12 protein-coding genes, 1 tRNA gene and 2 pseudogenes are annotated in these 13,071 nt (G+C 66.0%); 9 read left to right on the top strand and 6 right to left on the bottom strand.

Annotated elements, in window-relative coordinates:
* Positions 1-207 (bottom strand): annotated as a pseudogene (locus D180_RS21945) (energy transducer TonB); the annotation flags it as partial.
* A 131-nt stretch (positions 208-338) separates the two neighbouring features.
* On the opposite strand from D180_RS21945, the gene serS reads away from it, so the two are divergent.
* Positions 339-1,619: a serine--tRNA ligase gene (serS, locus tag D180_RS21940; protein ID WP_017914468.1), complete on the top strand. Its 1,281-nt coding sequence runs from the start codon at positions 339-341 to the stop codon at positions 1,617-1,619.
* 247 nt (positions 1,620-1,866) lie between these two features.
* On the opposite strand, the pseudogene D180_RS23200 reads toward serS, so the two are convergent.
* A pseudogene (locus D180_RS23200) lies at positions 1,867-2,621 on the bottom strand (IS5 family transposase).
* Positions 2,622-2,829: 208 nt separating this feature from the next.
* Here D180_RS23200 and D180_RS21930 point away from each other — a divergent pair.
* The 3 genes from D180_RS21930 to D180_RS24105 all read left to right on the top strand — a co-directional run bounded on the left by D180_RS21930 (position 2,830) and on the right by D180_RS24105 (position 4,604).
* The gene (locus D180_RS21930; protein WP_017914466.1) at positions 2,830-3,819 is read left to right on the top strand and encodes a LysR family transcriptional regulator; all 990 of its coding nucleotides are present in this window, start codon (positions 2,830-2,832) and stop codon (positions 3,817-3,819) included.
* Between the two features lie 213 nt (positions 3,820-4,032).
* A tRNA-Ser gene (locus D180_RS21925) sits at positions 4,033-4,122 on the top strand.
* Positions 4,123-4,244: 122 nt separating this feature from the next.
* Complete coding sequence (locus D180_RS24105; protein ID WP_157835502.1) at positions 4,245-4,604, top strand: hypothetical protein; 360 nt, start codon at positions 4,245-4,247, stop codon at positions 4,602-4,604.
* 512 nt (positions 4,605-5,116) lie between these two features.
* Here D180_RS24105 and D180_RS24100 read toward each other — a convergent pair.
* Entirely contained in the window at positions 5,117-5,857 is a 741-nt protein-coding gene (locus D180_RS24100; RefSeq protein ID WP_157835501.1) for a DUF5343 domain-containing protein, read from the bottom strand.
* Between the two features lie 467 nt (positions 5,858-6,324).
* Between D180_RS24100 and D180_RS21915 the strand changes: the two genes are divergently transcribed.
* The 4 genes from D180_RS21915 to D180_RS21900 are packed head-to-tail and all read left to right on the top strand — an operon-like array spanning position 6,325 to position 9,340.
* The gene (locus tag D180_RS21915; protein WP_017914463.1) at positions 6,325-6,888 is read left to right on the top strand and encodes a hypothetical protein; all 564 of its coding nucleotides are present in this window, start codon (positions 6,325-6,327) and stop codon (positions 6,886-6,888) included.
* A complete protein-coding gene (locus D180_RS21910) occupies positions 6,885-7,463 on the top strand; it encodes a hypothetical protein (protein ID WP_017914462.1) in 579 nt (192 codons plus the stop codon). The genes D180_RS21915 and D180_RS21910 overlap by 4 nt, the downstream gene beginning before the upstream one ends.
* A gap of 7 nt (positions 7,464-7,470) precedes the next feature.
* The gene (locus tag D180_RS21905; protein WP_232760631.1) at positions 7,471-8,043 is read left to right on the top strand and encodes a hypothetical protein; all 573 of its coding nucleotides are present in this window, start codon (positions 7,471-7,473) and stop codon (positions 8,041-8,043) included.
* Positions 8,036-9,340 (top strand): hypothetical protein, encoded by a 1,305-nt coding sequence (locus tag D180_RS21900; RefSeq protein WP_043091539.1) that lies wholly within the window; start codon positions 8,036-8,038, stop codon positions 9,338-9,340. Before D180_RS21905 ends, D180_RS21900 begins: the two co-directional genes overlap by 8 nt.
* A 68-nt stretch (positions 9,341-9,408) precedes the next feature.
* Here the strand turns inward: D180_RS21900 and D180_RS21895 are convergent, their stop codons facing one another.
* From D180_RS21895 to D180_RS21885, 3 genes are all read right to left on the bottom strand, one after another.
* Positions 9,409-10,146, bottom strand: a complete 738-nt coding sequence (locus D180_RS21895; RefSeq protein ID WP_017914459.1) for a BPL-N domain-containing protein — start codon at positions 10,144-10,146, stop codon at positions 9,409-9,411.
* 41 nt (positions 10,147-10,187) lie between these two features.
* Positions 10,188-10,547, bottom strand: coding sequence for a hypothetical protein (locus tag D180_RS21890; RefSeq protein WP_232760630.1), 360 nt, complete (start codon positions 10,545-10,547; stop codon positions 10,188-10,190).
* A 244-nt stretch (positions 10,548-10,791) separates the two neighbouring features.
* The gene (locus tag D180_RS21885) at positions 10,792-11,370 is read right to left on the bottom strand and encodes a DUF3617 domain-containing protein (RefSeq protein WP_232760627.1); all 579 of its coding nucleotides are present in this window, start codon (positions 11,368-11,370) and stop codon (positions 10,792-10,794) included.
* Between the two features lie 347 nt (positions 11,371-11,717).
* Between D180_RS21885 and D180_RS21880 the strand changes: the two genes are divergently transcribed.
* Positions 11,718-12,905 carry a DUF2252 family protein gene (locus D180_RS21880; RefSeq protein ID WP_017914456.1) on the top strand — a complete coding sequence of 396 codons (1,188 nt, stop codon included), beginning with the start codon at positions 11,718-11,720 and terminating at the stop codon, positions 12,903-12,905.
* The last annotated feature ends 166 nt before the right edge of the window (positions 12,906-13,071 follow it).

The following is a 13,071-nucleotide window of genomic DNA, read 5'->3' as shown; positions in this document are numbered from 1 at the left end:
CTCGGGCAGCGGCTTCACCTGTTCGGTGTCCTGCTGCACCTGCTGCGCCGGCTGTGGCTTGTAGAAATCGTTGTCCTTGCGTCCGACCAGCCACACCACCAGGAACAGCAGCAGGCCGGCGGCGAAGGCGATGCCGACGATCGCGAGCAGGCGCCGCGGCAGATGCAGCACGATGCCGGACTTGGAGGACGAGGGCGACGTGGACATGGGACTCACCGTAGGGAACCGTTCGATTCTGGCATAGCCGCAGTGAATCGCGTGCCGCGGCGGGCGCGAGTCGGCAAAACCGCGACGGACAGGCGATAATCCCGGGTTCGTTCCCCTGGCACCCCGCGCCCATGCTCGATCCCGCTCTGCTTCGCCAACAGCCCGCCGACCTCGCCGAGCGCCTGCGCACCAGTCGCGGCTACGCGCTGGACGTGGCCGCCCTGGAGGCCCTGGAGGCCGACCGCAAGCGCATCCAGGTGCGGACCCAGGAACTGCAGAGCCTGCGCAACAGCCGTTCCAAGGCGATCGGCCAGGCCAAGGCCAAGGGCGAGGATGCGAGTGCGCTGATGGCTGAAGTGGCCGGCTTCGGCGACGAACTGAAGGCCTCCGAGCAGCGCCTGGACGAGATCCGCGCGCAGCTGGAGACGCTGGCGCTGGAGATTCCCAACCTGCCGCAGGCCGACGTGCCGGTGGGCAAGGACGAAGCCGACAACGTCGAACTGCAGCGCTGGGGCAGCCCGCGCAGCTTCGATTTCGAGGTCAAGGACCACGTCGAACTCGGCGCGCGCCACGGCTGGCTGGACGGCGAGGCGGCGGCCAAGCTGTCGGGCGCGCGCTTCACCGTGCTGCGCGGGCCGATCGCGCGTCTGCACCGCGCCCTGGCGCAGTTCATGCTGGACCTGCACACCGGCCCACATGCCTACCAGGAAACCAACGTGCCGGTGATCGTCAACGCCGACAGCCTGTACGGCACCGGCCAGTTGCCGAAGTTCGAGGAAGACATGTTCGCCACCGCGCTGGGCGAACAGAAGCGCTACCTGATCTCCACCTCGGAAATCTCGCTGACCAACCTGGTGCGCGACGAGATCGTCGAGGCCGAGCGCCTGCCGTTGCGCATGACCGCGCACTCGCTGTGCTTCCGCTCCGAGGCCGGCAGCGGCGGCCGCGACACCCGTGGCATGATCCGCCAGCACCAGTTCGAGAAAGTGGAACTGGTCAGCGTGTGCCGCCCGGAAGACAGCGCCGCCGAACACGAGCGCATGACCCGTTGCGCCGAAGTGGTGCTGGAGACGTTGGGCCTACCGTACCGCAAGATGCTGCTGTGCACCGGCGACATGGGCTTCTCCGCGAGCAAGACCTACGATCTGGAAGTCTGGCTGCCGTCGCAGCAGACCTATCGCGAGATCTCCTCCTGCTCCAACTGCGGCGACTTCCAGGCGCGGCGCATGCAGGCGCGCTGGCGCAACCCGGCCACCGGCAAGCCCGAGCTGCTGCACACGCTCAACGGCTCCGGCACCGCGGTCGGCCGCGCCATGATCGCGGTGATGGAGAACTACCAGAACGCCGACGGCTCGATCACCGTGCCCGACGCGCTGCGCCCGTACATGGGCGGGGCCGAGCGGATCGGCTGATCGCTCGGGCCCGGGGCGTCGGCCCCGGGCGCGCCTCGCGTCGCCGTTGCTGCGGCGCCGCTCTCCTGTCCGTCACTGCGCTCAGGCAGCGTGTCCTGATGCCGGCAGTGCCCCGCCTCGCGCCACGGTGGGGCGTCGACCCGGACGGGGCAGGGCGTTCGCATCCAATGCCCGCTGCAGCACGCGCCGCATCGGCGTTCCGCGTGCGCGGAACTCCCATCCCGTCACTTCGCGCTAGGGCGTGTCATCAATTAAGCAGGATGACCGAAGCGATCCAGTGGATCGCGCCAAGGAAGGCGAATGCGGTTTTGTCGTAGCGGGTTGCGATAGCGCGGTATTGCTTGAGTTTGGCGAAAAAGTGCTCAATCAGATGGCGGGCCTTATAAAGGTCGCGATCATATGTACGCAGTACCTTACGCGTAGGATTGGATGGGATGACAATGTGCACCCCTGCCTGCTCCAGGGGCTCAATCACCCGTTTACCGGCATCGTAGGCACGATCGGCGATCAGCGCCTTTGCCGACAGGCTCGGCAGCAGTGCATCGGCTCCCTCCAGATCCGATGCCTGGCCGGCTGTCAGGTGCAAGGCGACAGGATTGCCCAGGGCATCGACCACCGCGTGAATCTTCGTGCTCAGCCCTCCGCGGCTGCGTCCGATCGCCTGCGCTTCCCCCCTTTTGCCCCGGCACTGTGCTGATGTGCCCGGACGATGGTGGAGTCGATCATGGCGTATTCGTTGTCTCTTTCCTGAGCCAACGCTTCGAACACCCGTTGCCAGACACCCGAACGGCTCCAGCGCAGATGCCGTAGATGGATCACCCGGAAATCCCCAAACCGTTCTGGCAGGTCACGCCAAGGAATGCCAGCACGGTAGCGATAAAGCACCGCTTCCACAAACAGCCGATTGTCCTTCGCCGTCACACCAACATGGCCCGCTCGACCTGGTAACAGATCGCGGATGCGTTCCCATTGATCGTCTCGTAAGGCATAGCGACGCTTCATGGCAGAGCTGACTTGCTTTGACTCTCAATAGAATTGCTGCCAACCCAATTGATGACAACCCCTAGCCCGGCCGGGGTTACCCTGCGACCGTCTCCATCCGTGCCTGAGCCACCGCGCGAGCGCGACCGGCGTCCCTGCAGCGCAAATCGTTGTAGGAGTAGAATGAAGCGGATCCGATTGTCCCCATCGTTCTAAATATCGAAAGAACATGCACGACCTCAACGATCTGTACTACTTCGCCATGGTGGTCGACCACGGCGGGTTCGCCGCCGCCGAGCGCGCCCTGGGCATCCCCAAGTCGCGCCTGAGCCGCCGCATCAGCCAGCTGGAGAGCGACCTGGGCGTGCGCCTGCTGCAGCGCTCCACGCGCCGCTTCGCCGTCACCGACCTGGGCATGAGCGTGCACCGCCACGCCCAGACCATGCTGGCCGAGGCGCAGGCCGCGCGCGAAGTGGTCGACCGGCTCAGCGCCGAGCCGCGCGGGCTGGTGCGGGTCAGCGTGCCGGTGTCGCTGGCGCAGATGCAGCTGCCCAAGCTGCTGCCGATGTTCCTGGACCAGTACCCCAAGGTGCGGCTGCAACTGAACATCAGCAACCGCCGCGTCGACATCATCAACGAAGGCTACGACGTCGCCCTTCGCGTGCGTTCGCGCCTGGACGACGACGGCAGCCTGGTGATGCGCAGCTTCGGCCAGGTGCAGGAACTGCTGGTCGCCAGCCCCAAGTACCTGGACCGCGCCGGCCGTCCCAAGGATCCCGAGGAACTGGCCTCGCACGTCACCCTCAGCATCAGCGAGGACGAAGCCCGGCAGCGCTGGGAACTGCACGGCCCGGCCGGCGAAGTGCGCCGCGTCGACCTGCAACCGCGCGTGGCCGGCTTCGACTTCCCGCTGCTGCAGTCCATGGTCAAGGACGGCTTCGGCATCACCCTGCTGCCCGAGACCGTCTGCGCCGAAGCCGTGCGCAACGGCGAACTGGAAGTGGTGCTGCCGGAATGGTCGCTGCCGCAGGGCATCTGCCATGCCGTGTTCGCCTCGCGCCGCGGCCTGCTGCCGGCGGTGCGCGTGTTCATCGACTTCCTCGCCGAACACCTGCCGCGCCAGATCGAAGCCTCGCGCCTGGACTGCGGCGGCAACTGCCCCGAACGCACCAAGGCGCGGCACTCCACTCTGGGTGCGATGGCGGTCGAGGCGGGTTGATCCAGACGCCGGCCGCGCACGTCGGCCGAGCAAAACCGCCGCGGGCGTGCGAAAATGCCCGCCCGTGCCGGTGGTCCTGGGTTCGGGGTGCATGTGGTGCCATCGGCGGCACCGGCCGCGTCGAGCGGGACAGGCACTGCAGCGTCGCGCTTCCGCGGCGTTGTGCTTCAAGCGGCTGCGACGCTCTTCCGCAGTCCCGCCGCGTTCGCAAACGGAGAGATGGCCGAGCGGTTTAAGGCACCGGTCTTGAAAACCGGCGAAGGGTCAAACCTTCCGTGGGTTCGAATCCCACTCTCTCCGCCAGATAGTGCTTTTCCGTGCGAACTAGTACGGATCCAGAAATTCTCTTGCCATTGTCCGAGTCAGAGGTTGTCTGTTAGGCGGCTGGAAAGTATGCCTGCTGGCTCCAGGAGCTGTCGTCGCGTATGTCCAACCCGCGCCTAACACCCGAACAGCTCAAACTAGCCCGCGTGCTCTTGATTGAGATTCGCGATCGACTCCGCGATCTGAGTGGCGGCGATCCCGAGTTGCTTTTCGCTTATCGCCGCAAGATCGCCAAGGAGTTGGTATATGACGAGCGGAGCAAGCCGACGGAGCGGCGTCGGCTGAAGCGGTTCAAGATCAAGGAGCAAAGCGGCATGTGTCCGCTTTGCGATGAAGTGCTGCCCGAGAAGGGGGCTGTTCTCGACCGCATCCATGCCATCTATGGCTATACGGCAGAAAACACGCGCCTGATCCATCAGCACTGCGACACGGCTCAGCAAGTGGCGAAGGGATATAGGTAGGCATGGCTCTCGCCAGCCGAGTGCGTCTTGCGCAATGCTCTTACGAAGGGTGTTCTTGCAAGGACGGGAGGCGCCCCGAAGGGCGCTCCCGGGTGTTGCGCCTAGCCCGGAGGGCTGCGCCAATGTGAAGTGACGTACTCCAGGCGGCCCTTCCGGAACCGCGTATACGCACACACATGCACCGTCTTGGCGTGGGACATAAGTCTTCCTGCAAAGCCGGTTTGTGAGGGCGATATCGGAATTCCAAGTCCTAGGGGCTATACTCCCCTCGCTGTAAGGGCCTCGGAACCAGCAGAGGGACGCCCCCGACTGCCATGCCGTGATGCCAGTGCGGAGGTCCGGAGGATTGTTGAGACTGCCTCGCCAAAGGCGATCTCAACACCGGACCATCCACACCGGCGTTTTGCCTGCCTAGCGCCTCAACTCAAGCCTGTTTTGCGACGGGGACTTGGGTTGGGGCTTTTTTTTGCCGCCCGCGGTAGCGGGCTTCAACGGGCGGCCTTCTCTTCTTCTCATAGGTCGTTATCCTCTTCGTCCTCGGTCTCTTCCTCTCCCATCGTCTCGCGATAGTTCTCGAGGATGTACTGCGTCATCTTTACGACCGAATTCCATTGCTTTTCGGTCATTTTGTCTGGCAAAACGATCTGCCCATTCTTTCCGCCGAAGATCGGGATCGGGATAGAGATCATCCCCTCGCCAGCGGGCGGAGCTGCCTTATGCGTTGAATGGGGCGGCAGCGTCGGAGGGACTTGCGCTTCCGCCGTCGGCTTTGCCTTACGCTTACTTGCTGCGTTTCCGGTGATTGGTGGCGCCTTTGCGAAAGGGCTGACCACTACGCCTGCGTCCTTTGCTGCTGCCAAGAAGAAAGTTACGGACTTCGCCAACGTCGAGCCACTAATCTCATATTGCCTGAACTGTTCTGCAAGCTGCGAAGTTGTTGCGCTACGCAGATTGAAAGTGCCATCGGTTATGGCGCCGTAGGATTCAACCACCATGTTCTTGAACATGGACTTGGCTGTCTCCGCGTCCGCCGCGATGTACTTATCAAGAAGTGTTGTGGGGATGCCGACCTCATCAACCAACTTGAACCACTTCAGCGTTGCTATGAGCGCCGACTGTTCAGAGCCAGAACGTTTGCTCAGGAAGCTGCGGTCGATTGCTGCGGGCAGCATGTCGTGATCCCGCAAATCACTCATAAGGGACAAGAAGCTCCTATATGAGGTGTACGGTGGTTTGATAATCTTGTCGTTCATTTGGAAGCCCTTTTCGTCCGAGGCGGGCGGACGAATAGATTCCAGCACGCTTCAGGACTCTGTGCAACTAGATCCAGTTGTCCGGGCGCTATAGACAAAAATTCACTTTCGAGAAATTCCTGAAAATCATTGCAAACATTTGATGCATAAAGTTATTTTTTGAAGCGTTTCTTTGCGTTCGTCATTTAGTCTGGAGTCGCCCGGGCGGATTTGCCGTGGATCGCCCGGGCGAAATTGCGCAAATGAAGACTGTCCAGGTGGGGCATACAGAAGCCCAGTTGGGGTCGTCTGATTCAATGCACCGGAAAGCTGCCGCCGCACAGTCTTCGGCTTGGTAAATTCGTGGATGAGTCCACGATGGGGTTTGGTTGCATCTTTTCGTAGGCCAGTGCTACGTTCCGCCCGAGCTTCCAAAAGGGTCACCCGGTTTGGCGAGCAAAGCGTCTCTAGGACAGTGGCGGACACGGATGCTGGCCGGGATCGGTGGCATCGCCGCGATCGTGGTGGGGTGGGGCATCGGGTTGTTCGAGGCCAAGGAGGTGCCGGTGCCGCCCGCGCTGCAGGCTGGGAAGGACGTTGCCGCAGGCGAATGGTCGCTGCGCTTCGATCACGTAGAGAGCAGCGATCGGTTACCGGATGGCGAGGTGGTGTCGCGCGACGGTCGCAAGGCGATCGTGCTGTATCTGCAGGTCACCAATCGCACCGCGCAGACCAGTGGCTCGCTGGTGCAGGCGGTTGCGTTGAAGGCGCCGCCGCGCGGGGCCGATGCGCGGCCGACTGCTTATCTCTTGCGCGATCGCGCGGCGACTACCGAATTGCAACCGGGCCTGCCGGAACAGATTGCCCTGGTCTGGACCTATCCGGCGACGGAACAGGTGGCTGGGCGCGTGCGCTTCGACATCACCGCCAGGACCTTCAAGGCCTTCGACAATCTCTACGCGCAGCCGATATGGACCGATCCGCATCCGGTCGGCGTCGTGGAGTTGCCGCTTGGCGCAGCGCGAGCCGGCGCACAGGCGGGTGAACCGTGAAGCGGCTGGCCGCCATCGCGATCCTGCTGCTCGGCTTCGTGCTGCTTGCCGGGATGCGCTGGACGATGCCGCGCTACGAGCGCATTACTGGCCCGATCGCGGTCTCCGGAGCGCCGGACGCTTGGGTGCAGACCGACAATCTGGCCGTCGACGCCGGCACCCCGCAGCTCGCACGCACCATCCGCTTCAAGGCAGCGGGCGCGGTGCAGCAGCGCGACAGTGGCGGCGTGTGGCTGGTGGTGCCGGTGCGGTCGAAGGTCGCGCGCGCGACCGCACGCGTGTATGGCCGGGTCTGGGCGACGCCCGACGGCCGCCGCTACCGCGCCAGCGGCCGCGCCGAGATGGGCGATGCGGTGCTGTCGTCGATCAAGACGCTGCAGCCCGGGTTGGAGCGCAAGGACGTGCTGGTGTTCGAACTACCGTCCGCGCTCGCCAGGGCCGGCGGCACGCTGCTGCTGTCGGAGGACCGCGACCCGCAGCTGACGGCCGAGGCGCAGGTGCGCTATCCGCCGCTCCCGCCCGCAGCGGCGGTCACTGATGTGCTCGATCTGGATGCGCTGCATGCACGCCTCTGACCGCGACGTGGCCCCGGCCGTTTCCGAGCGGCGCATGCGCTGGCTCGCACTGGCGGCATTGGTGGTGCTGGTGCCGTGCACGATGGCCGCGACCGGCTGGCGCGATGTGCGGGAACTGCTGCATGCGCGCGAATGGCGGCCGGTGGATGTGGCGATGGCGCAGACCGTGGACTACGACGGCGCCGCCGTTCGCCTCGCGTCGGTCGACGTGCTGCCGTTCGAGGCGGGGCTGCCCGCCGATCGTACGTTTGTGCGCACACGCCTGTCGCTCGTGCCGGGCGCCGCCGGCGCGCAGTGGAGCGATTGCACGCTCAAACTGATCGACAGCACTGGCCGATCCTGGTCCGCGATCGACACCGTGCCGGACCTGTTGCAGCGTGCCCTGGCCAAGCCTGGCGAGTCGCCCGGCGTGGCCTGCGATGGACTGGCCGTGTCCGCGGCCAAGCCGGGCGTGCCGTTGGCGATCGACGGCTATTACCTGGTGCCGCGTGCGGCGGCTGCGCAGCTGCAACTCACCGTGAGCACGCGCGGCGGTCGCCCGCATTACCTCCGTTTCGCGCGGGGGCAAGGCCATGACTGAGTTGGCGCTGCGCGGCGGGCCGCTGGGGTTGATCGGCGACACGCTGCGGCTGTGGTGCCGCTACCTGCCGCAACTGCTGGCCGTGGCGCTGGCCGGCGTGTTGCTCAACGAACTGCTGCTGCAGGCTGCGGTGTGGATCGGCTACCAGAACCGGCTCGCCGGCTTGCTGTCGCTGACGCTGGTGGTGCTGGTCAAGCTGGTGATCTTCGTGCTGCTGTTCGAGACGCTGCGCCCGGCCTTGCCGGGAATCGCCAGCGCGGCGCTGGCCGACCAGGCCGACGCGACGACAGTACAGGACGAGGGCAGGGCGCGCTGGCGTCGCCTGTCGGCGATCGTGTCGCAGGCGCTGGTGCCGTTCTTCGCCTACTACGCCGCCTGGGGGTTTCTCGGCGAGACCATCCGCGCCTACGGACGCGAGGGCTTGGGACAGTTCAATCCGTTCGATCCGACCTACCGGGGATCGCTGTTCGAGGTGTCGGGCGGCTGGTGGCTGGCGGCGTCGGTGGCGCTGCTGTGGCTGATCCGGCGCGGCGCGAAAAAACAGAAGCAGCGCAGCGCGCATCCGGCGTGGAACGTGCTGATCGTGCTGTGCGAGGCCGGCTGGACCTTCGTCGGCATGTACGTGCTCACCGAATGGAAGGGCGGCGTGTTCCGCTGGCTGGCGCATCTGCGCATCGCCGATCTCGGCCAGCAACTGTGGCAGGGCATCACCCATCCCATCGGTGTCGCGCATGCCGCGTTGCCGGGCGCGGTGGAGCAGGCGCCGCCGGGCGTGGCGGACACGCTGGTGGTGATCTTCTTCTCGGCCTTGTTGCCGGTGGTCTGGCTGGCATTGGCTGCGCTGATCTACCGCTACGACGTGCACAACGCCGAATGGAATGCCCCCGGCAAGTGGTCGAGCAAGGTCGACGGCACGCTGGGGCTGTGGCGGAAACTGCCGACGTGGTTGCGCGACTTCATCGGCCATTTCTGGGCGGGGACCGTTTCGCGCTATCGCGCTGCGGCCAACAGCGTGCAGTTGGCCGGCGCCACCGGGCTGGCGGCCCTGGTCACCTTGATCGTGCTGTATCGCGCCCTGGACTGGGCCTCGGCCTGGGCCTGGATGGGACTGACCCGGTTGATCGGCCCGCACCCGCAGGTGGTGTGGCAGACGATCGCCAATCAGCTGTCGGTGGTGCTGGGCACGCCTAGCGACCCGGGCGACGGTATCCTGCCGCAGACGCTGAAGATCTGCCTGCTCGCGGCGACCCTCGAGCGCGCCTTCCGTGCGGGGCGGAGCTGGAGGGCGTTGAAGTAGTCCGCGCCGCCCGAGCCGTCCGCATCGGGCGGTGACGCGTCAGCCGGCGGCGGTCGGCACCGATGGACTCAGGGCTGCGACGCCGGCAGGGCGAACTCGTCGAACAGCGCCTGCAGGACCGGCGTCCTGGGCATCCTGTCCAGCGGGATCTCGGCCTGTTCGAACCAGCTCCGGTCCGCCTCGGGATGCGGACCGCTGAGCACGACGGTGCCGCGGCCGAAGCCGTAGCGCGCCGCGGCCACATCGCCATTGGCGTAGGTGGCGAGCGCGCGGAAGCCACCCTGGGTGCTCTTCGGGAAGTAGGGGCCGTCCTGGAAGAACACGCTGTCGGGGCGGCCCTTCCAGCGAACCGCGACGGCCTCCTCATCGATGGTGGTGACGGTGAAGCCGGGTCGGCCGACCTCGCCATCGAGATCGTCGCCGATCAGGCCCATGTTGCTGTCATCGGCAAGATAGGCGCCCATGCACAGGCCCAGATAGCCGCCGCCCTGCGCGACGAAGTCGCGGATGGCGGCGATCCGGCGCTCGCCCATCGCCTGCAGCGCGGCAGGAATGTCCTGCCCGCCGCCCGGTTGCACATAGATCGCATAGCCGCGCAGGGTGGCGGGCGTGACGTCTTGCGCCTCCTTCGGGCCGATGATGTCGACCTTGTACTGCGGACTCAGTGCCTCGATCGCTTCCTTGGCGGTTTCTGAGCAATCGTCGCAGCCGGCTGCGCCGCGATAGACCGCGACACGGATCGTGGGTTGCGCGTTCGCCGCGGACACGCAGGCGGACGCAAGGCAGCACAGCGCCGCCAGTCGCAATGGAAGTTTCATGGCCGGCGCTCGTGGCGCAAGTCGAAGATTCAGTGTTTGTGCGAATACGGCAATGCGACCAGTCGGTAGTCGCCGTCGCCGATCGACGGCCCGATCTTGCAATCGGTGAGGCGAACCGCCTCCTTGCCGGCCACCTTGCGCGGCAGGCAACTGCCGCCATGCGTGCAGAATGCGCCGCCCGACGGCGTGTCGCGCGCGATGTCCACCGGCAAGGTCTGGCCCTTGTTCCAGGTGTTGTGCATGTCGTCCTTCACCGTGGCGAGCATCATCGCGTGACAGTCCGGCGCCGGCGTACGTGCGCTCGCCAGGGCGGGTACTGCGGCCAGCGCGATGATCGTGGCCAGAAGGGTGTTGCGCATGGGTGTCTCCTGTTCGTTGTGGGTCGGCACGGCAAGGACGCAAGGAGCGACGCGCTGTCGCTGGAGGCGTACATTCAGCCGATCGGCCTGCAATCAGGCATGAACAGGCCAGTGCCTCGCTGCGCAGGCAACTGCTCGGAGGGTGGATCGCGCCGCGGCAAGCGCGGACGCCCGCGCATGAAAAACGCCGCGACGGGTCACCGTCGCGGCGCTTGGAACAGGACTGGGATGCTTCCAAAAGCGACGCTGGGCGTCGGCATCAGGACAGGCGCGCTCAGCCGGCAGCCGGCGCCTTGGTATCGCCGGCCTTGATATCGCCCGGCTGGCACTCGCCCAGGCGCTTGCCGTCCATCTTCATGTGCGTCTTCATCGACATGCCGCCCGGCAGGCCGGTGATCTCGGAATGCGATTCGGAGGCCATCTCGGTGGCGCTGAAGGTGCCGGTGCTGGTGCCGGTAACCTTGATGTCGCCCATCGTGCAATGCATCTTCGCGTCGATCTTTCCGTCCTTCATGCTGAAGGAGTCGTACACGCAGTTCTTCTGCATCGGCGAGGCGCTGCCGAAGAGGCTGGTGGGATCGTTGATCTGCTCGGCGGTGAGGCAGATCTTGGCGGTGCTCGGCGGCACCTTCGGCATCTGCGGCATGTTGCCGGAGCCGCCGCTGGTCTCGCTGCTCACTTGCTCGACCCGCATCTCCCATTGGCCGGGCTGCAGCTTCGCGGCCTGGACCTTGGCCACGTCGGCGACCGAGGCGTTGGACATCGCGACGTTGTCGCCGTTCTTGTCGCCACCCTTGCCGCAGGCAGCGAGCAGCACACATACAGCAACCGTTGCCGGCATGGTCAGACGCATGAACTTCTCCCTAAGTTATGTGAGGTGCGCGGAGCATAGCCGGGGGCATAATTAAGATGACGTCGACGCCGGGCGCTGCCGTTGGCGCGTGCCTGGTCGCGCAGGAGGCGGCGGAGAGGCTGGATCCGACCGCCGCAGGCACGCGCGTCGGCGGCAGAAGAAGCAGCAAACCCTGCGCAATCGCACGCCGCCGCCGCGCCTGCATGCGGTGCGTGGCCGCGCGATCCCCGCGATCACTGCGTATGTTGCCCAGGTGCCTGCCGTGCACGGACCATTCCGTTCGGCTCTGCTAGCGTCTGCGCCGCCGCGCGTGACCCCCACGCCATCCGCTCCAGGTCCGACCTTCGATGCCCAGCCTCGCCGAACGTCCCGTCATCCTCGAACGCAAACGCACGTTGAAGATGGCCCGCTCCGCCCACGCCTATGTCCGCGGCAACACGCTCAAGTTCTACGAATGGCTGGCAGCGTCGCCGGCGGCGCGGCGCGTGCCGATGGGACCGGCGATCTGGATCTGCGGCGACTGCCATCTCGGCAACCTGGGCCCGGTCGCCGACGGCGAGGGGCGCGTCGAGATCCAGATCCGCGACCTCGACCAGGGCGTGATCGGCAATCCTGCGCACGATCTGATCCGCCTGGGCCTGTCGCTGGCCACCGCGGCACGCGGCTCGGACCTGCCCGGCGTCACCACGGCACGGATGATGGAGGCGATGATCGACGGCTATGGCGCCGCCATCGAGGATCCGACCCGCGATCACCCCGGTGCCGAACCCGAGACCGTGCGCAGCATCCGCCGCGAGGCCTTCGGCCGGCGCTGGCGGCATCTGGCCAAGGAACGCCTGCAGGCGGTGGAGCCGCGTATCCCGCTGGGCGAGAAGTTCTGGGCGTTGGCGCCGGAAGAACGCGAGGCGCTGGAACGGCTGTTCGCCGATCCGAAGGTGGCGCAGATGGTGCTGTCGCTGAAGGGAAAGCCCAAGGATCGCGAAGTGCGCCTGGTCGATGCGGCGTACTGGATGAAGGGCTGCAGTTCGCTCGGCCTGCTGCGCTACGCGGCGATCGTCGGCCTGAAGACCGGCAAGGGCCACTGGTCCTATGCGCTGGTCGATCTGAAGGAGGCGATCGCCCCGATCGCGCCGGCAGCGCCCGATGCGCGGATGCCGGCGGACAACGCCGAACGCGTGACCGCCGCCGCGCGGGCGCTGTCGCCCTACCTGGGCAGCAGGATGATGCCGGTGCACATGCTGGGCCGCTCGCTGTTCATTCGCGAACTCTCGCCGCGCGACCTGAAACTGGAAGTCGACCAATTCAATCACGTCGAGGCGGTGCGCTCGGCGCGCTACCTCGCCTTTGTCGTCGGCAAGGCGCATGCGCGGCAGATGAAGCCCAGGACGCGGGCCGCGTGGCTGCAACAGTTGGACGCCGACCGGCGCAAGGCCATCGACACGCCGTCGTGGTTGTGGGAGAGCGTGGTCGCGCTCGCCGGCCATCACGAAGCCGGTTATCTGGAGCACTGCCGCCGCTATGCGTTGGCCGCCTGACGGCGACTCCTTGGTGCGCGATCCGTTTCAGCCGCGCGTGTGGTCCAGCTCCAGCGCCATGTCCCAACGGTCCAGCCCCGCGCCGTAGCCGTTCGCGACCACGCGCTCGACCGTGAAGCCGAAGCGCGCATAGAACGCCTGGGTGTGCTGGCTGGTGTCCAGTTCG

It is taken from the genome of Xanthomonas sp. SHU 166 (genome assembly GCF_000364685.1).
In the GTDB taxonomy this organism is placed as follows: Bacteria; Pseudomonadota; Gammaproteobacteria; order Xanthomonadales; family Xanthomonadaceae; genus Xanthomonas_A; species Xanthomonas_A sontii.
The sequence above is the reverse complement of the archived record's forward strand: the minus strand, read 5'-3'. Positions and strand labels throughout refer to the sequence as shown.

Coding starts and splice junctions, on each gene's coding strand:
- D180_RS24105 (WP_157835502.1), top strand. CDS start 4,245: ATGTCCAACCCGCGCCTAACACCCGAACAGCTCAAACTAGCCCGCGTG.
- D180_RS21900 (WP_043091539.1), top strand. CDS start 8,036: ATGACTGAGTTGGCGCTGCGCGGCGGGCCGCTGGGGTTGATCGGCGAC.
- serS (WP_017914468.1), top strand. CDS start 339: ATGCTCGATCCCGCTCTGCTTCGCCAACAGCCCGCCGACCTCGCCGAG.
- D180_RS21915 (WP_017914463.1), top strand. CDS start 6,325: ATGCTGGCCGGGATCGGTGGCATCGCCGCGATCGTGGTGGGGTGGGGC.
- D180_RS24100 (WP_157835501.1), bottom strand. CDS start 5,857: ATGAACGACAAGATTATCAAACCACCGTACACCTCATATAGGAGCTTC.
- D180_RS21930 (WP_017914466.1), top strand. CDS start 2,830: ATGCACGACCTCAACGATCTGTACTACTTCGCCATGGTGGTCGACCAC.
- D180_RS21880 (WP_017914456.1), top strand. CDS start 11,718: ATGCCCAGCCTCGCCGAACGTCCCGTCATCCTCGAACGCAAACGCACG.
- D180_RS21885 (WP_232760627.1), bottom strand. CDS start 11,370: ATGCGTCTGACCATGCCGGCAACGGTTGCTGTATGTGTGCTGCTCGCT.